The sequence below is a fragment of the Aureispira sp. CCB-E genome, from assembly GCF_031326345.1.
Lineage (GTDB): Bacteria > Bacteroidota > Bacteroidia > Chitinophagales > Saprospiraceae > Aureispira.
In genome coordinates, this window is the sequence record NZ_CP133671.1 from 7,207,749 (window position 1) to 7,225,786 (window position 18,038).

The following is an 18,038-nucleotide window of genomic DNA, read 5'->3' on the forward strand; positions in this document are numbered from 1 at the left end:
GTATTTTATGCTATTTAGAAATAATAGTAACTTCTTGAGTGCTTTGTTACTCCCTATAATCGTGAGAGCGCTATCGCTTAGTTATTTTTTTTCACAAAAAAAGATGAAAAAACTTATTCATATTACTTTTTCAACGACCAGGCAGTAGCAGCATAGCTAACTAGTAACATACTTAAATTTAAAGGTGGTATTAAGTAATTGTGCAGAAACCCTCAAACTAAAAAGAACTATTTTTATGGTACAAGTTCTTTGGGACACTTACTTAATAGGGACGAGTGGGGCACTACTTATAAATTTATCTCTTTAGAAGTTTTGTATTAAGGAACAAAAAAAGACAATTTTTGTTATAAGATATACTCTTACTCTATTTTTGTTGATTTAAATTTTCATTCTGCCAAATGCTATATACTTCTGATGAAATATCTAAAATTCATATGTTGGCGCAGCACGCTGACTTGAATAATGTTTTATTAGCATTTGAGTTGATCAACGGTAGAGGAATGACCAATGAATTGGTGGACGACATTTATTGGATTTATAATCGACTCATCTGGGCAGATGAAAATCAGTTGGCAAAAAAAGTAATTCGTTTATTCAAAACATACTGGACAAAACAATTCTCTGATTTTCCAGAATTCAACGAACATGTTTTGTATTTAGACGCTCCAATCGAAGCTCATGCCACTTTACTCAACTTAGACTTCCAGCTACTATGTCAACGCATTTATGTACAGTTTCCTACCCCAAATCAAGATTTTATCATACGTTTTTTATTTAAGTATGGTTCCCCTGATATCCAAAAAGAAATGTTGCCCTTACTCAAAAGCAGGGAACATACAGGGCGTTTTCTACTTAACTTGGGAGGGCTCAACTTAAAGAGTATTCCTGAGATCATACTACAAGAAAAACAAGTGCAGATTTTAAAAATTTGGGGAAACGACTTAAAAACCTTGCCCGATTTTTGGGACCATTTTCGATTTTTAGAAGTATTAAATATTGCGGAAAATAATTTAGCAGAGCTTCCTCCTAGTTTTACTACTTTGCAGCGACTTCAACGCTTGTATGCCCAAAACAACCAATTTAATGTTTCTCCATTATTACAACAAATTAAACAATTGGGCAGACTAAATTATTTAACTATTACAAATCCTAAAGATACTTTAAGCAACTATACTTATGCCGAACATGAGCTATTGAAAGAGATAGAAGAATTGGTCAACCATGAAAAAATTCATGCTTCTCAAAAAGAACAAAATATTTTTTTAGCCTTGTGGATGAATAAAGATACTGCGTTGCAACAATTAAGTATCATAGATTTATTTGAAGCCTTGTCCAATCATAATAAGCTGATACAACAACGTGCCAAAGAGAAAATTTTAAATTGGAAAGGAGCCGTTTTTAAAGGTCAAATCCCGTCCAATGCCTCTATTGCTATCTTGGGTTTTGTCTCTTTTGCAACCCGCAATCGGATTACAAAATTAGAAAGGCAAGGCATTAAATTTACAACCGAGCTAACCTCTAATACAACGCATATCGTCTTAGGAGACCAGCCAGAAGTCAGTCAACTACTCGAAGAGAAACCATTTGTCTTTATGACAGAATCCGATTTAGATCAAGATCTTATCTTAAGATATTAAATCAAAGGACACTCCAAACAAGTGATAAAAAACAAGGGCAGTTTTCCAAAAAAACTGCCCTTGTTATAGATGTTATGTCTATACGCATCTAGAAAATAACCCCTATACGCAGTGCAATATTGTGCATGGCATTTCGAGGATTTCTATCTTGTCTATCAACAGGTAAGTTATTAACGTTATTCGCTGAAGAATAGGTTGTCTTTCCAGAAAATCCACCTGTAACATCAATTAATCCTGAATGATAATAGATTCCCGCATACAAACGTAAACCTCCGTCTGCATTTGGAGTAAACTCTACTCCAGCACCTGCTCCTACACTAATTTGTATTGGTGTGACATCTTTCCATACATTACGCTCTGTAATAGACTCTGTACTTTGAGGAACACCGTATTTGGTAGAATCATTATCGTCATAAAATCCTGCTGCACTTGCATCGGGAGAAAAGATTTTTGCTCCAGCAGTAACAGGAATCATTACCTTAATCAAAGGAATATGGAAAAAAGCACGCATGTAACTTCCACCTAATTCATTGGTTCTTAATTTTAATCCAATTGGAATTTCGATGTAATTTACTCTATGATTGATTTTAGTAAACGCCTGCATATCTATTCCCGAAGAAGTACTGGGCTGTTCACCAACATAGTTTCTAAACGAGCTTTTGTTATCAAATTGAGAATTGGGTAATAGAATGCCACCATATTCATACAACAAAGAACCACCATTGTTCAAACTAAAGTCAACTCCAAAAGTTAGAGCATAATTTCCAGTGGCATCAAAACCATATTCCATTTCTACCCCCAATGCTGTACCTCCATTCACACCACTGCTCTTGATTTTTGAGTAATCACTATCTAGAAATGAAATAAAAGGGTCAACATGCACCCCAAATTTAATTCCTTGAGCTTGCGCATATACTACTTGCGCTAAAAATATCGTTAGAAAGGCAATTTTTTTTAACATAGAATTTCTTTTATAGTAAAATTAAAAAAGTTAAATAGGAACAAATAACTTTGAAATAATTCCACTGGTTTTTTAATGAGATTGTATTTGTATGTTCACTTAGTTTAATATTGATTCACCGACCCATGTTGGTAAAACAAATCAATAATCATCTTGTTTTCAATCATTCATAGAAAACTAAACATCAGTTGTTATAAATCACAACTATTTCAAACTACATTTAACTAATAATCAACGACATAAAACAAAAGCATCTTATTTTCGAAAAAACAACTAAAATTTATATTGATAACTCCACATCGTGGTATCACCAGTTAAATAGACTATTGCCTAGTTTATAAATTGTAGACATTTCAAGTTTTATCTATTCTATGAATTCTAAAATATTAAGCAAAATCATAAACAATATGCAAACACCCAAAATAATTAACGCTTTTTTTTGGTTCCTTTTAGGAAGTGTCCTTTTAATTTCTTGTGAATCAACAATTGTAGAAACAAGATATATCCCTGAAACCAAAGGCATCAACGCCTCTGTTGAGCTGATTCGTTTTGAACAAGCATTCTTTAATTTGGATACTGCAAATCTAGAAGTAGCATTGAAGGAACTAGAAGACAAATATCCTGAATTTACAGGTGGCTACTTAAGTTCTGTCTTGGGAGTAAGAGACTCTTCTACTGTTCGCAAACAGGTCTTAGGTTATCTCAGTTATCCAGATGCTCGATATACTTATGACACGGTTCAGCAAGTATTTGGCAAAATGCCCCAAATTCAAGAACAACTTAATCAATTAGCAACTTATTATCAATACTATTTTCCTGATAATGTGCCACTAACCAAGGCATTTACTTATTTGTCAGAATATCATGGTGATCGTTTGGCAATTGTTGAGGAAGGTTTTGTTGGACTTCCATTAGATATGGCTTTAGGAAAAGGTTATCCTCCGTATACCTTCCTAAAAATACCTGCTTATGATCAACGCACCTGTACCAAAGAACATTTAGTTCCCAAAGCGGCAGATGCTATTGCGCAAAACTTAGTGGCTCAAATAACAAAGCCCAAAGGCAACCATTTAATTGATTTGATGTTGTACAATGGCAAAGTAATGTATTTGACCGATTTGTTTTTACCAACTGTCGAAGATAGTTTATTATTTGGATTCTCTAGTCGCCAAATGAGTCATTGTAAAAGAGGAGAATACACCTTGTATGAGCATATTACAAGCGAAGAATTAATGTACTCTAGCGAAACAAAAAAAATCAACAAATATGTTACCAAAGGTCCATTTAAGCCTCAATTTGATCTTCCAGGTAACAGTGGTTCTTGGTTGGGCTATCGTATGATTTTATCCTATGAACGCCAACTTAGAGGTCGGCTAAAAAGTGCAAAACCTAATTTATCTGCTAGAGAATTAGATCAAGAAATTATGCAAACCATTTTAAAAGAAAATGAGCCTCAAAAATTCTTGACCAATTACAAACCCCCAAAGGAATAATTTTACTTTGCTGCTTGTCCTAAAAAATAAACTGTATATTTGCGCCTCTAATTGATTATCCAATAGTTCGTTGAAACCACGAAGTAGCAGCGCAGCTAACTAATATAAATGTACTTTTTTATCTTTTTGGTAAAAAATCAACGAACTACTAATTATAATTATCTTAATGTTCTTTTTTCAGAGAACTCAAACAAAAACTATCTAGACTTTTTAAAATAAAATTTATGCTTCGTTTTCATAAGGAAGGTAAGGCTTCCATTACACTAGTTGGGTTAGTTGCAATAGGGATCATAGCAGCGTCTTGGTTATTGCTACCCAGTTCTTTATTTTGGCTACAAATAGTATTAACTGTTGTTGCTATTGATTTAATTATCTTCATTTTGCAATTTTTCAGAAATCCTGTTCGCAAAATTGCAAAGCTAGATAATAATGTCATCTACGCTCCTGCTGATGGTAAAATTGTCGTAATTGAAGAAACTACAGAAGACGAATTCTTGCACGAAAAATGCATTCAAGTATCTATTTTTATGTCTCCATTAAATGTTCATGTCAACAGAAATCCAATTAGTGGTTTGGTAAAATATAGCAAATACCATCCTGGTAAGTTTCTAATGGCGTGGAATCCCAAGGCATCAACAGAAAATGAACGCACCACCATTGCCTATGAATTACCCAATGGACAGCGTTTGGTTATGCGCCAAATTGCTGGTTTTTTAGCTCGTCGTATTGTCAACTACCTAAAAGCTGGTGACCAAGTTAAGCAAGGCGAAGACATGGGGTTCATAAAACTGGGTTCTAGAGTCGACTTATTTTTACCACTTGGAACCGAAATTAACGTCAATATCGACGATATGGTTGAAGGTAATTTGTCTGTAATTGGTCATTTAAAATAGATGAGTAGTTACAAATAGTAGTTTTTTTTATTTAATAAAAGCTCCTTTATTTAGCTTAGATAATTGATATTCAAAACTTTTTCAAAAACAAATTGTTAAATTCCAACTACATTTACTTATCTCTTATTGTTTTGTTAAGTTTTTTTAAAAATTGGTTTAATTTTGGAAAAGCCTTAAATTGTGTAAGTATAATATCGAAAAAAACTATTCAAACTTAAATATGACTATTATTATGAAAAATCTATTATTGCTTGTAATGTTCTCGTTTGTTGCTGTAGGAACTTCTTATGCTCAAGGTTGCCCTAAATCTGCGGCAAAGGCTGCAGCTAATACAACTGCGACAAAAACTTGTACAAAATCTAAAACTGCTTGTACAAAATCTAAATCAGCAACTGCTGCTACTGTTAGTACTGCCACTACAACAAAAGCTTGTTGCAAATCTAAAGCTGGCGGAAAAGCTTGTTCTAAATCTGCTGCTGCTGGAGCAAAAGCAACTGCTGTAAGCGGAACATCTGCAACAACTAAAAAATCTTGTTGCAAGTCTAAAGCTGGAAAAACTTGTACGAAGTCAAAAACAACGACTGCAACTAGTGCTAGTGTAACTCCTTCAGCTAAAGCAACCGCTGTTGCTGCTAAAAGTGCTGAGTAAGAATATTAATTCAATAGCCCTAGAAGTTATCTGTAAGAGATTATTCTAAAAAACTTACAAAAAACTAGTTGACGGCGATTGTTAATAATCTCAATAAAATATTTTAAAAAATGCCTTTCTAGTTTGGAAGGCATTTTTTATTTTTACGTAAAAAATTCTTATGAAATTTGAACTGCATTCTCCATTTAAACCTACTGGTGACCAACCTCAAGCTATTGACCAAATCGTAAAAGGAATCAACGCCAATGAAAAAGCACAATGCCTTTTAGGGGTTACGGGCTCTGGTAAGACATTTACCATGGCGAATGTAATTCAGCAAACGCAACGCCCTACCATTATCTTGTCTCACAACAAAACACTAACGGCTCAATTGTATGGGGAATTCAAACAATTTTTCCCGAACAATGCGGTCGAGTATTTTGTCTCTTATTATGATTATTATCAACCAGAGGCTTATGTTGTTGCAACCAATACTTACATAGAGAAAGATTTAGCTATTAACGAAGAAATTGACAAACTTCGCCTAAGAACGAGTGCTCAACTGCTGTCTGGACGTCGTGATATTATCGTCGTTGCTTCGGTTTCCTGTATTTATGGTTTGGGCAATCCAGAGGATTATAAAGATAGTGTTATTCGCCTACAAACTGGACAAGTTTTAAGTCGTAATAAGTTTTTGTATATGCTGGTAGATAGTCTCTATTCCAGAACAGAAATAGAATTTACTAGAGGAACGTTTAGAGTTCGTGGAGATTCTGTTGACATCAACCTTCCTTATACAGAAGATGGTTTTAGAGTTACCTTTTGGGGCGATGAAATAGAAGAAATAGAACGAATTGAACTGGAATCAGGCAAGAGCATTGAAACACTGGATACGATTGCTATCTTCCCCGCCAATTTATATGTCGCGCAAAAAGATCGGATGAAAGAAATCATTCGAGATATAGAGGACGAACTGCATGAGCAAATTGAATATTTTAACGACGAACACAAATACGAAGAAAGTCAGCGGATTCAAGAACGGGTCACTCTAGATCTTGAAATGATGCGTCAATTAGGCTATTGTTCGGGCATTGAAAATTATTCTAGATTTTTTGATGGTAGAAAGCCTGGCGCTCGCCCCTTTTGCCTCTTAGACTATTTTCCTGATGATTATCTCATGATTATTGATGAAAGTCATGTTACCTTGCCACAGTTCCGAGCAATGTATGGCGGAGATAGAGCAAGAACAACGACCTTGGTTGACCACGGTTTCCGTTTGCCTTCTGCCTATGACAACCGTCCGCTAAGTTTCAATGAGTTTGAGGATCAAATCAACCAAATCCTCTTTGTTAGTGCAACGCCTTCAGATTATGAATTGCAACAAACAGATGGAACGGTTGTTGAGCAAATTATTCGTCCAACTGGACTGCTTGACCCTCCTATTGATGTGCGCCCAAGTATTAATCAAATAGATGACCTGTTGGAAGAAATCGACAACTGCATTCAGCAAGATCAACGAGTTTTAGTAACGACTATTACCAAACGAAGCTCTGAAGAACTTTCTAAATATTTGACTAGGCTAAACATTAAATGTCGCTATATTCACTCCGAAATAGATACCTTGGAACGAGTTGAAATATTGAGAGACCTACGTTTGGGGGTGTTTGATGTTTTGATTGGAATTAACTTATTAAGAGAGGGACTGGATTTACCTGAAGTTGCTTTAGTAGCCATTTTGGATGCTGACAAAGAAGGTTTTTTGAGAAATGAAAAATCATTGACACAAACTGCTGGGCGTGCAGCTCGTAATTCAAATGGTCGTGTTATTATGTATGCTGATAAAATTACACGATCTATGAAGGCTACTATTGACGAAACTGCTCGTAGACGTTCGTTGCAGATTGCTTACAATGAAAAGCATGGTATTACACCAACAACAATTAAAAAATCTAAAGAAGAAATCTTGCAACAGACAGTAGTTGGCGGAACAAAGAGTTACTTGGATGCGGACGATACTGCTAATAATATTGCTGCGGATCCTGTCGTACAATACATGGGACCTGACCAACTACAAAAAGCAATCGAACAGGCTAAGAAAAAAATGCAAAGCGCCTCCAAAGATATGGATTTCTTAACCGCAGCAGAACATAGAGATGATATGCTAGCACTCAAAAAACTGTACGAAGAAAAATTTGGTTAGGCACAGCACTGCTTTATTGAAGTTGTTAAAAAAGATGCAATTTCAAACAACTTCTTTTTTGATCATCAAAAGAAGTTGCTAGAAAGATTTTTTTTTGTTTTTTATGAAAAAGAAGCAATTGTACTTACAATTTCATGAGCATAGCAAGCTAATTCACGAAATACTAGTATAAGACGCCAAATTTTTAATTACTTTCATAAAAATTAGCTTATCATTAGTTGCAATAGATAGAATAGATTTCATTATCTTGTTTTGCCCCTTTCTTATAATACACTAAAATGAAGTCTTCTATGTATAGATTTATCTACACTTTTTATTTTTTTCTAATTGTTGCAACCATTAACGCACAAAGTAAAATGCCTTTTGCTGTAGAAGTTGCCGCTTTTGCAGAACCTGTCCCCAATGGTTATTTTGGGGAGATCGAAGAGGTTTACGAAACCTTAGATGTCAATTATATTTACCGTTATTACATATATGTGCCTACCTTGGAAACCGCTGAAACCAAGAAAAAGGAAGTCAAAGCTGCAGGATTTATCAATGCTCGTATCATCGATTTTGTTCAACTAAAAAAAGACTGTGATGCTCTTTGCCAATATAATCCTCCTCAAAAGACGGGCAAGAAAATTCGTCCCTTCAATCCTTTAGAAAGCAATACTCCTAGCCATAACAATAAGAGTAATCTAGGCTTCGCTCCTAACCGTAAAAGCCCCTATAATACTCCTGCGTCTTATAATGCTACGAATGATATAGAAAGAGCTACAAATCAAAATATATTATTTCCATATCCTTCTTCTAGCTCTTCCAACTCTCCTGAAAAATTCCATTGTATCTTCTTTGATTTTGACAAATCATATATTCGAGAAGATGCTAAAATAGAGTTGAATCGTTTGATCAAATTAATGGAAAAAAATCCAACCTATCAAGTAGAAATTTTAGCACACACAGATGCTCGCGGCACCAAAACATACAACAATGCATTGTCGATGCGTCGTGCTGTTTCGACACAAGAATATTTGGCAAAACGAGGTGTAAAAAGAACCAAAATTATAAAAAAACCTTTTGGCGAATCTAGCCCAATAGCATTAAATCAGCTTCCAAACGGGGAGGACACCACCTTAGGTCGCCAACTGAATAGACGTGTCGAATTTAAGATATTAGACCAGTCTGGAAAAATCTTAAATGTCGTGGATCAAATTCGAGTACCAGAAAAAGTACAAAAATAAAAAAAGCGTTGAGGGTTCCTGAGTAAACCTTCAACGCTCTATCCACACTTTGATAAAGAATTCCTAACGCAAACCGATTACTTTAAAATCAGTCCGTCGATTTTTTGCATGGTCACTATCTGAACACCGTACTCCATCTTTGCATTTATTTAGCAATTTGGACTCTCCGTATCCTTTATATTTCAAACGATATTTGCTAATCCCATTTTTTACCAAATAATTGTAAACTGCCTTAGCTCTCTTTTCTGATAATTCTTGATTGTATTTAGAAGAACCTCTAGAATCGGTGTGCGATCTAATTTCAACACTAATTTTATTATTTTTAAGCAACTCTATAATTTCTGTTAGACCTCTAGAATCTTTCATATCTAACTTATCCTTATTGAGTTCATAATTGATATTATCTACTTTAATAATATCGCCCACTGCAAACCCTTTTTGACCAATTACTTTAAATTCTGTTCGTCGATTTTGGGCATGTTCGCTATCTGAGCACTTGACACCATCTTTGCACTTATTTAATAATTTTGATTCTCCATATCCTTTGGCAACCAATCTAGAAGAAGCAATTCCTTTTTTCTCTAGATACTTTTTCACTTCTTTGGCTCTCTTTTCTGATAATTCTTGGTTGTACTTGGAAGAACCAGATGCATCCGTATGCGCACCGATCTCAATTACTACATGCTCATGTTCTTTCAGAATCTCTAACAATTGCTTTAATCCTGGAGATTTGCGCTCATCAATTTTTGACTTGCTCAACTCATAAAAGACACTAGCCACTTCTATAACATCCCCAATAGCGTAGTGTGCTTTTCGTTGAGGCTTAGAAGAACGGCTAGAAGAAGAAGAACGTGATACTGCCTTTTTGCTTGCTACGGCACGTGTTACAGCATCTTCAACAATTTTTTCAGCATTCGGAGCAGGTGCTGCATCGTAAGAAATACTAACAACGCCATTTACATCCACAATACCTACAACAAAAATTTCAATACGTCGGTTAGCAGCTCGCTCTTCAGCAGAACAAGGCACGTCATCACTACAACGATTGACTAAAAAACTCTCTCCATAGCCTGTACTTCTAATACGCTTGGCATCAATTCCTTTAGATGTAAAAAATCGCAGGAGTGAATTGGCTCGATCTTTTGAAAGTGTCAAATTATTACTAGCTGTTCCTGCCGCATCTGTGTACCCATTAATCTGAATTACAGCCGTTGGATTGTCGATCAACCGTTGCAAGATATCAAAAAGTTGCTGACTACTTGTGTTTTGAATGGTACCATCTCCTGGTCTAAAATAACGATCATCCAAAACAAATTTATCCCCAATATTCAGCGCTAATGATTGGCGCCTAGGCAAATCTTGTGTCTGTATTACTTGATAAATATCTTCATTTCCTCTTCCACCAGGTCGATTAGAAGATAAGTATCCTATCTTTCTCTCTGTATCAAAAACAAAGTACATATCATCACTTGGAGAATTTACTTGATTCCCCATATTTTCGACATTTCCCCATCCATAAGCATAGCGATTTGCTGTAAATACATCCATACCACCATAACCCAAATGCCAATCCGAAGAAAAGTACAAACGACCATTATCATCTACAAAAGGACTCATTTCATTTCCTGGTGTGTTAATCGGATGTCCTAAGTTCTCTGGCATACTCCAACCAGTTGCCGTGCGACGACTGACGTAAATATCATATCCTCCATAACCACCTGCCTTATTAGAACAAAAATAAAGAGTTGTTCCATTATCTCTCAAGCAAGGATGCCCCGTAGAAAAAGGCGTTTTGGTATCTACATTAGCATTAAAGGGAAAAAATTGCTCACTATTATGATCCCATTCTTTTTTTGATTTGCTATTGTACAAATAAATGTCCATCATCAATCCACTTCCATTAATATGACGAATACCATCCATGAAGTTATTCGATGTAATGGCTACCATGTCAACAGAAGGAAGGTAACTCATTGGGGCATCATTAATATCATTCCCAATAAAAGAACGCAGGGCTTTTCCTGTACTAATAAAACCTTGCGCATCTTTTTCTGCCATATAATGTTGGTTAAATGCATCATTAGTCCAAGCTACTTGCCCTTGTTTTTCTACCGCTACCGATCGAGAAGAACTAAAAATCAAGTCGGAATCATATAAAGTAGGAGCAAAGTCCGCGCTTTTTGAATTCAATTTTGGTAGTGCTTTTACTTTGTATATATTACTTAATAGAGTTGTTCCTGTGGCAAAATCACATGATTTTGCATAATGCATACCACGCGTATGATCATCCTTGGTTGAGGTATTGAACCAACGTTTTGCTTCCGCATATTTTCCGTTCATTTTTAACACCTGCCCATAATCAAAAGCATATTGTTTGTAACCATCATATCGCAATATTCTAGCATACCAAGTCTCTGCTTTCGTTGCGTTATTAGTGTAATAATAACATTTTGCTAAATTCACCATGGCATCCCCCAAATAAGGGTCTTTTTCTAAGGCGGTTTCATACAAAGGAATTGCTTCCTTGAATAGAAATGCTTTAAAAAGGGTATTGGCCTGCGCCAATTCATTATTTTGTGCTTGAGCAAATATACTTGTAAGGACAAAAAAGAAAATCAAAAAAGATTGGTAATTCATCATAGGATTGTGAGAAATGAGACGTTTTTTTAACATTATAACTATAACTGTTTGAGTATTTAGTAAATTGCTATTGCGTGGTATTTTTTTGAAATGGCTTAGCTGCCTATGCTATTACTGCATGATATTTTCTGTGTTTATGAGGATACGAATTTCGTTTTCTTTTACAAAAAATAACCTATACTACTTTGGCGATAAAAATAGTAATCCCCCTTTCTAATTTTCTCATGAAGTAATATAAATCTAAAACAACAATTAATCGACTTGGCTAAATTTTCTGCCTGTACATTAAGCCAGTTCCTTTGTGCGTCTCATCTATTACACATCACAACATCAACTTAAATCTTCAACAATAGCAGACAAGCTTTCGACAACTTGCATTTTTTACCTTTATCTAAATGGATCAATAAAGTCTAAGCGGTCTATTCTATCAGTGTAACTCAATAATTTATATTGAATACAAAAGCCATCCTCGAAACAAATTCGGGATGACTTTGCATTTTATATTCGTAAAGCTTAATTCTTAAAAAGAACCAGCAGATTTTGGCATGGCTATATTTTTTGTAAATGTTTTTGACAAACGCAAGCCTTTGGTAGAAAATGTCTGTGTATTGGTAAAATATCCTTCTCGTTCTACTTTCAAGACATAGGAACAATTTTTAGACAATTTCATAGAGTACTTTCCTTCATGAGAAACTGGAATATTCACTTGTTCCTCTCCACAACCATTAATCAAAGTGACAGTAGCATCAATAATTGGTTCATTGGTAGCAGCACTTTTTACCGTTCCTTCTACGATAAACTCGGCTTCTTTTAATTGCAACGGAACATTAATAAACAATTCTGAACCAGGAACATAACCTACTGTTGAAACATCTTTTTCCGTATCTGTAAACAACTCTGAAGTCAACATTAATTTACAATTGCGTTCCAAAGGTAGTGGTGCATAAATGCGACCATCTATATTCGTGACCCATTTTTGGTTTTTAGGCAAGCATTCGCTAGTTACTTCAACACCAGCTACCCCTTGACCTGTTGCTTTATCAAACACCAAGATTTGAGACTCCAAGGCAACCCGCTTAAAATAATAGATATCCATATTTCGTTTCGCTACTCTATTCGATGAAAAGTAACCATACGTTCCTGTAGAATCCATGATATAAGAAATTTCATCTTTTTCAGAGTTCAATGGCGCTCCCAAATTGGTTACAGGAGCCCATCTACCAGCAGTAGAATTAGAGTAGTAAATATCGAAGCCTCCCAATCCTGCTTGTCCATCTGAAGAGAAGTATAGATTTTCATCTAGTCCCCAAAATGGATATACCTCATCTCCTTCTGTATTAATCTCTGGTCCCAAATTAATAGGCTTAGACCACTCTCCCGCTTCGTTGTAACTTACATAAATATCAAAGCCTCCAAACCCACCAGGAATATCAGAAGCAAAAAACATTTTATCTCCATCAGGAGTTACAGTTGGATGTGCAACAGAATATTCTCTACTGTTTAGTTTTAGTTTTTGATTGGGTTTGGTCCACTGTTCTCCAACACGTTTGCTAGATGCAATTTGAGTGTTTAGGACATTTGCTCTACGATTTGATTTTTTATCATTGGTGCCGTAAACTGTAAAGTAGGCTGTTTGTTGAAGACCATCAAATCGCACAGGACCATCATGGTAATTCATATTCACGTCTGAGCTAAAAAGCCTTGGTTTACCATATTCAAACTCTTTGGTATCCTTATCTTTCATAAAAGCATCGATGTAATACGATTGAATGTAAGGCTTGTACAACCAAGAACCTCTGTGACTCGTCACCTTAGTAGTATCGCGATCCGAACTGAAGACAACACCATCATCATAAAAAACAGCCCCAAAATCATCATAAGGAGTATTCAAATTTGGCACTACTTCTACATCATACAAAGCTCCTGCATTTAGCAAATCTTTATGTACCTCTGGTTTAACAGCGATCATCATATTATGCCCTCTTAACTGAGCACTTTCTTTTTCTCTAAATTTTGCAAATTGGGCTTCAGCTTCTTCAAACTTATCATTAGACATCAAAGACAATCCATAGTAATAGAAAATTTCAGAAGGTGCTTCGGGGTGTTCAGCAGCTTTTGCGTACCATTGCCCAGCTTTGAGGTGGTTCCCTACTTTTCGATAACAGTCAGGAAGAGCAAAGAGCGCAGCGGGTTTGGTTTCTTTTTTTAATGCTTGTTCATAGAGTTCAATAGCTTCTTGAAACTCTAAATCTTTGTATTTTTTATTTGCCTTATTGATCAGTGCATCTGCTGATTGGGCAGATAACTGAGCAACTGACATACAAAGTATCAAAAGCATGACAATATGTGAATGTAATTTCATCGATATTGGCTTTATTGTTATTGGTTGTTTGAAAATTATATAAAAGATAGTTTTGCAATAAGAATACAAAACTAACTAGGAATGAGCAAGTATTATACCTTAAATCAACAAGATTTGTTCAAGTTTGACAAAGATAGTTTGTTTTATTCTGAAATAACAATCTAAAGATAATAAAATCCTCTCTCATTGATGTTTAGACTGTAAAATATTTATTTATCCCTAAAAACAGGCGCTAAAACAAAGAATTTCAAGGTTTTTGAGAACAACCGAAGTTATATAACTCTTGTGTTTTTATTTCTAAACTGCCCCTCAAACAAGAAATAATTTGAAGTAAAGTTTGGCTTCTGACAATGCTCTAAGTCCCAGTTTTTTAACCAATTATTAATATTCTTCTAACGGTTTTTTAGAACTAACCTGCTTCTTTTGGGGCATAAAAAAAGCTTCTTTTGAAGTTCAAAAGAAGCTAATGTGTGATCCTGCTGGGATTCGAACCCAGGACCCTTTGATTAAAAGTCAAATGCTCTACCAACTGAGCTACAGAATCTACCTGCGTTAAGCGTATATCAAGCAAAAAATTTATTTTTAGTAAGTTGTGATCCTGCTGGGATTCGAACCCAGGACCCTTTGATTAAAAGTCAAATGCTCTACCAACTGAGCTACAGAATCTACCTTTTGCTTGAATGTTATTCCCTTAAAGCGGTTGCAAATATACGTATAATTTGAAAAGTTGCAAATTTTTTCAGATTTATTTTAAAAAAAATCTAAAATTACTTTTATCAAGCCTCCTCCAACCATTCCAAGAATCTTTCTTTGACAGAAAAAAATAGCACCTACTTTACTAAAAAAACAATTGGAAGCTATGCCTACAATCTAACTTTCCCATCCTCAAAAAACAGAGCACTAACACGCATCATGTTAGTGCTTCTTAGTATTTTAACATTTCCTAAGACTTAATTACCAAGCCTTTTGCCAACAATTTATATTCTGTAATTGGCTCTGTAATTTTTGCAATTTCTTCTGCCGATTGACCTTCGTCTTCAGCATAGTGACGCAACTCATCTACTGTCGTTACCGATTTGTATGCTTGTCCATCAACAACTACTATTTTTCCTACAATATCAACAGGCACGAAAAACTCATGATTAGTTGTGATAAAAATTTCTTGACCATCCTCTGTAGCCAATTTCAACCAACATCCAGCTTTTTTACAAACTTCCGACACCTCACCTTCTACTTTTGTAGCAACTGCTTTTACAGTATTTCCTTCTCCCAAATCTAATTCTGTAGCTCCTTCTTCATTTTTCACCTTTGACAACACTTCAGACAAAGCCACACCTCCTTCAGGTGTAATTTCAGCACCATAATGGATGCCATCACCCTCTGGCTGATCGTGGTCATGGTTGTGGTCATGCCCTGCATGGTCGTGGTCGTGGTCATGATCGTGACCAGCATGATCGTGATCGTGGTGCTCATGTCCTTCATGGTTTTCTGCTGTAGTTGACGATTCATTTCCTCCACAAGCAGCAAATGTGTAAGCCAAAAGGACCAAATACAATATGCGTAACATAATTTTCAGTTTTATTAATTGTTAAAAAATCTATATCAGTATTATTAGAATTAGTAGTTCGTTGATTAGTTCGCTACGCTCATGAGGGCGCAAGCTTAGTTTTTACTTTTTTACCAAAAAGATAAAAAACAACATCTATATTAATTTGACAATCAATACTTTATCTAAAAATATAACAAATTCACAACTTGTTGATTATCAAACTAATAAAGTTTTCCAACGAACTATTGTAGAATACTCTTCTGCTATTTATTATTTGCTGAATCAATGCATTTCTTTTTTGTGATAATATAATCAAGTAACCAAAACTTCATAAGCATAAAGAAAGTGAGCAAAAAATCAACAATTTTTTAGCATCTATTGAGTAAAGATAACAAGAAAAAAATAAAATAAAATAGCATTTTCATAACGAACTCTTTATTTAGAATAAAACTATTCTCAATACGCATACTTCAATAAACCGAACATTAAATTACCTCTATTTTGCTAAAGCGGCTCACTTTTTATCAATTAAACATACAGGAAAATGGCAGTTAAAAAAATTGGTCTTATATTAACTACTTAGCAGTTCGTTGCTTTTTTACTAAAAGAAAAAAAAAGCACATTTTTAATACATATAAATCACTACCATGTTGAAAACTTCCATTTTGTTCGGGTTATTTTTTTTGTATATCAATACGGGTATGACTCAATCGTATCAAACAGAGCTTTTGGGACGTTGGGAAGATGATGCCTCTAATAATAGTACTTCTTATCAATTCATCTTTGAGAATAAGCTACTCGCATTTTTAAAAATTCCTCAATCTAAATTATTAGCACCACTAGAATTGACTAGAGACAAGCTCTACAATTATCAGTGGGTGGATGATAATATCCTTGCTTATGCTAAATTTCCTTCTGAAAATAAAATGCAAGCTGCCTTATATCCCCCCACTTATACATTTCTTCAAATAGATTCTATTTCTAAAGATTTACTATTCGTCCATTTATCCGATATTGACATAGAAAAAAGTAAACTGGATTCTTTGGTAAAAAACAAAGCAAATTTCAAACCCTACATAGGACAAAGAAAAGCTCGATACCGTCGTTTAGATTTAAACAAAGAACGCCAAACAGCTCGTTTGTATGGCTTGTGGGAGGATAAAAACTCTAATGACTCCCTGTCCCTCCAATTTTTTGTACAAAAAGGAGAGTTTGGGTTTCTAAAAGTCCCCAAAAGTGCTTCAAAAACACCAACAGCTATCAAACCTAATGCAGGGTACAATTATAAGTGGATTAACGATAAGATTTTTTATTATTACAAACAACCTCCTACAGGGCTCACTATTGAATCCAACACAGATTTGATATATACGTTGATGCGAGTAGAAAAATTAAATGGGAAAGAGCTAGAGGTAACCCTTTCTACCCGCAATTTTAACAACATAACATTAGATTATATTAAAGAGGAGAATAATTTTGATCTCTACTTTAGAGACAATAAGAAGTATTTTCGACGGATTCCTATTGTAGAAAAGAGATAACTATTTGGCTTCTTATCCATCTAATAAAAGTACAGCATATTGATCATCAGAAAAACTTCATTCAAGTTATTAAAACTGGTTATCAATATGCCTTACCTCTTTAACCCCATATCCAAGTAATTATCAAAATAATAAACAAAATACTATATATAGCTTTAAATATTCAACAAATCTTCTAGTAATTCATCTCGTCTATTTTTAGAGATAGTAATACTCTCGCCATCTTTCATTATAACAGAACTTGGGCGTGTCTTAATTAATTTTGTTACAAATTTAGGGTTAATTAAAGAAGATCGATGTACCCTTAAAAAACCAAATCCCTCCAACAAATCAGAGTATTCTTTTATTGTTTTAGAAACCCAATGTTTGTTGCCATCTTTCATTATAAAAGAAGTATAACTTTTTTCTGCTTGGCAGTACATAATATCCTCTACATCAATAAATATATAGCCCTCTCCATTGGGTAAAATAATTCTTTTGGACTGAGAAGACTGCTGTTCAGCAGCAAATTGGTAGCGTAGTGCTTGATTGATATAGGTTTGATGTTTCTTTTCTCTAAAAGCGTTTAGTGCGGTTCTCAAATCCTTTAAGTCAATGGGTTTCAACAAGTAATCTAAAGCCGACAAGCGCAAAGCATTGATAGCATATTGATCATATGCTGTTGTAAAAATAACATCAAAATCTACTTTCGGAAAATATTTAAACAATTCCAGTCCTTTTTCATTGGGCATTTCTATATCTAAAAAGATCAAATCAGGTACTAATTTTTTGATAGCAGCAACACCATCTTGTACATTGCTTGCAGTACCAATAATATGGACATCTTGACAATAATCTTCCAACAGTGTTGTTAGCATTTCTCGTGCTTGTGGTTCATCTTCAATAATAATAGCTCTAATTTTCTGCATCTC

The 18,038-nt window shown here is 34.8% G+C and carries 12 protein-coding genes and 2 tRNA genes; 7 read left to right on the top strand and 7 right to left on the bottom strand.

Annotated features, from left to right (window positions below):
• The first annotated feature begins 398 nt into the window (after nt 1-398).
• Entirely contained in the window at nt 399-1,637 is a 1,239-nt protein-coding gene (locus tag QP953_RS27815) for a hypothetical protein (protein ID WP_309553571.1), read from the top strand.
• Between the two features lie 88 nt (nt 1,638-1,725).
• On the opposite strand, the gene QP953_RS27820 is transcribed toward QP953_RS27815, so the two are convergent.
• Complete coding sequence (locus QP953_RS27820) at nt 1,726-2,598, bottom strand: outer membrane beta-barrel protein (protein ID WP_052596991.1); 873 nt, start codon at nt 2,596-2,598, stop codon at nt 1,726-1,728.
• A gap of 407 nt (nt 2,599-3,005) precedes the next feature.
• Here QP953_RS27820 and QP953_RS27825 point away from each other — a divergent pair, with 407 nt between their 5' ends.
• The 5 genes from QP953_RS27825 to QP953_RS27845 all read left to right on the top strand — a co-directional run bounded on the left by QP953_RS27825 (nt 3,006) and on the right by QP953_RS27845 (nt 9,035).
• On the top strand, nt 3,006-4,091 hold the full coding sequence (locus tag QP953_RS27825; protein ID WP_309553572.1) for a hypothetical protein: 1,086 nt from the start codon (nt 3,006-3,008) through the stop codon (nt 4,089-4,091).
• Nucleotides 4,092-4,315: 224 nt separating this feature from the next.
• The gene (locus tag QP953_RS27830; RefSeq protein ID WP_309553573.1) at nt 4,316-4,984 is read left to right on the top strand and encodes a phosphatidylserine decarboxylase family protein; all 669 of its coding nucleotides are present in this window, start codon (nt 4,316-4,318) and stop codon (nt 4,982-4,984) included.
• Between the two features lie 232 nt (nt 4,985-5,216).
• A complete protein-coding gene (locus QP953_RS27835) occupies nt 5,217-5,633 on the top strand; it encodes a hypothetical protein (RefSeq protein ID WP_156039769.1) in 417 nt (138 codons plus the stop codon).
• 160 nt (nt 5,634-5,793) lie between these two features.
• Nucleotides 5,794-7,812 carry an excinuclease ABC subunit UvrB gene (uvrB, locus tag QP953_RS27840; protein WP_309553574.1) on the top strand — a complete coding sequence of 673 codons (2,019 nt, stop codon included), beginning with the start codon at nt 5,794-5,796 and terminating at the stop codon, nt 7,810-7,812.
• 290 nt (nt 7,813-8,102) lie between these two features.
• Nucleotides 8,103-9,035, top strand: coding sequence for an OmpA family protein (locus tag QP953_RS27845; protein ID WP_309553575.1), 933 nt, complete (start codon nt 8,103-8,105; stop codon nt 9,033-9,035).
• 63 nt (nt 9,036-9,098) lie between these two features.
• On the opposite strand, the gene QP953_RS27850 is transcribed toward QP953_RS27845, so the two are convergent.
• The 5 genes from QP953_RS27850 to QP953_RS27870 form a co-directional block, all read right to left on the bottom strand.
• A complete protein-coding gene (locus QP953_RS27850; protein WP_309553576.1) occupies nt 9,099-11,708 on the bottom strand; it encodes an OmpA family protein in 2,610 nt (869 codons plus the stop codon).
• Nucleotides 11,709-12,195: 487 nt separating this feature from the next.
• Nucleotides 12,196-14,037: a carboxypeptidase regulatory-like domain-containing protein gene (locus QP953_RS27855; RefSeq protein ID WP_052596977.1), complete on the bottom strand. Its 1,842-nt coding sequence runs from the start codon at nt 14,035-14,037 to the stop codon at nt 12,196-12,198.
• Between the two features lie 471 nt (nt 14,038-14,508).
• A tRNA-Lys gene (locus tag QP953_RS27860) sits at nt 14,509-14,581 on the bottom strand.
• Nucleotides 14,582-14,630: 49 nt separating this feature from the next.
• Nucleotides 14,631-14,703 (bottom strand) — tRNA-Lys (locus tag QP953_RS27865).
• 277 nt (nt 14,704-14,980) lie between these two features.
• Nucleotides 14,981-15,604, bottom strand: coding sequence for a DUF4920 domain-containing protein (locus QP953_RS27870; protein ID WP_309553577.1), 624 nt, complete (start codon nt 15,602-15,604; stop codon nt 14,981-14,983).
• A 629-nt stretch (nt 15,605-16,233) separates the two neighbouring features.
• Here QP953_RS27870 and QP953_RS27875 point away from each other — a divergent pair.
• Nucleotides 16,234-17,127 (top strand): hypothetical protein, encoded by an 894-nt coding sequence (locus QP953_RS27875; protein WP_052596973.1) that lies wholly within the window; start codon nt 16,234-16,236, stop codon nt 17,125-17,127.
• A 155-nt stretch (nt 17,128-17,282) separates the two neighbouring features.
• On the opposite strand, the gene QP953_RS27880 is transcribed toward QP953_RS27875, so the two are convergent.
• Nucleotides 17,283-18,035 carry a LytTR family DNA-binding domain-containing protein gene (locus QP953_RS27880; protein ID WP_052596972.1) on the bottom strand — a complete coding sequence of 251 codons (753 nt, stop codon included), beginning with the start codon at nt 18,033-18,035 and terminating at the stop codon, nt 17,283-17,285.
• Between the last annotated feature and the right edge of the window lie 3 nt (nt 18,036-18,038).

Coding starts and splice junctions, on each gene's coding strand:
- QP953_RS27815 (WP_309553571.1), top strand. CDS start 399: ATGCTATATACTTCTGATGAAATATCTAAAATTCATATGTTGGCGCAG.
- QP953_RS27820 (WP_052596991.1), bottom strand. CDS start 2,598: ATGTTAAAAAAAATTGCCTTTCTAACGATATTTTTAGCGCAAGTAGTA.
- QP953_RS27825 (WP_309553572.1), top strand. CDS start 3,006: ATGCAAACACCCAAAATAATTAACGCTTTTTTTTGGTTCCTTTTAGGA.
- QP953_RS27830 (WP_309553573.1), top strand. CDS start 4,316: ATGCTTCGTTTTCATAAGGAAGGTAAGGCTTCCATTACACTAGTTGGG.
- QP953_RS27835 (WP_156039769.1), top strand. CDS start 5,217: ATGAAAAATCTATTATTGCTTGTAATGTTCTCGTTTGTTGCTGTAGGA.
- uvrB (WP_309553574.1), top strand. CDS start 5,794: ATGAAATTTGAACTGCATTCTCCATTTAAACCTACTGGTGACCAACCT.
- QP953_RS27845 (WP_309553575.1), top strand. CDS start 8,103: ATGTATAGATTTATCTACACTTTTTATTTTTTTCTAATTGTTGCAACC.
- QP953_RS27850 (WP_309553576.1), bottom strand. CDS start 11,708: ATGTTAAAAAAACGTCTCATTTCTCACAATCCTATGATGAATTACCAA.
- QP953_RS27855 (WP_052596977.1), bottom strand. CDS start 14,037: ATGAAATTACATTCACATATTGTCATGCTTTTGATACTTTGTATGTCA.
- QP953_RS27870 (WP_309553577.1), bottom strand. CDS start 15,604: ATGTTACGCATATTGTATTTGGTCCTTTTGGCTTACACATTTGCTGCT.
- QP953_RS27875 (WP_052596973.1), top strand. CDS start 16,234: ATGTTGAAAACTTCCATTTTGTTCGGGTTATTTTTTTTGTATATCAAT.
- QP953_RS27880 (WP_052596972.1), bottom strand. CDS start 18,035: ATGCAGAAAATTAGAGCTATTATTATTGAAGATGAACCACAAGCACGA.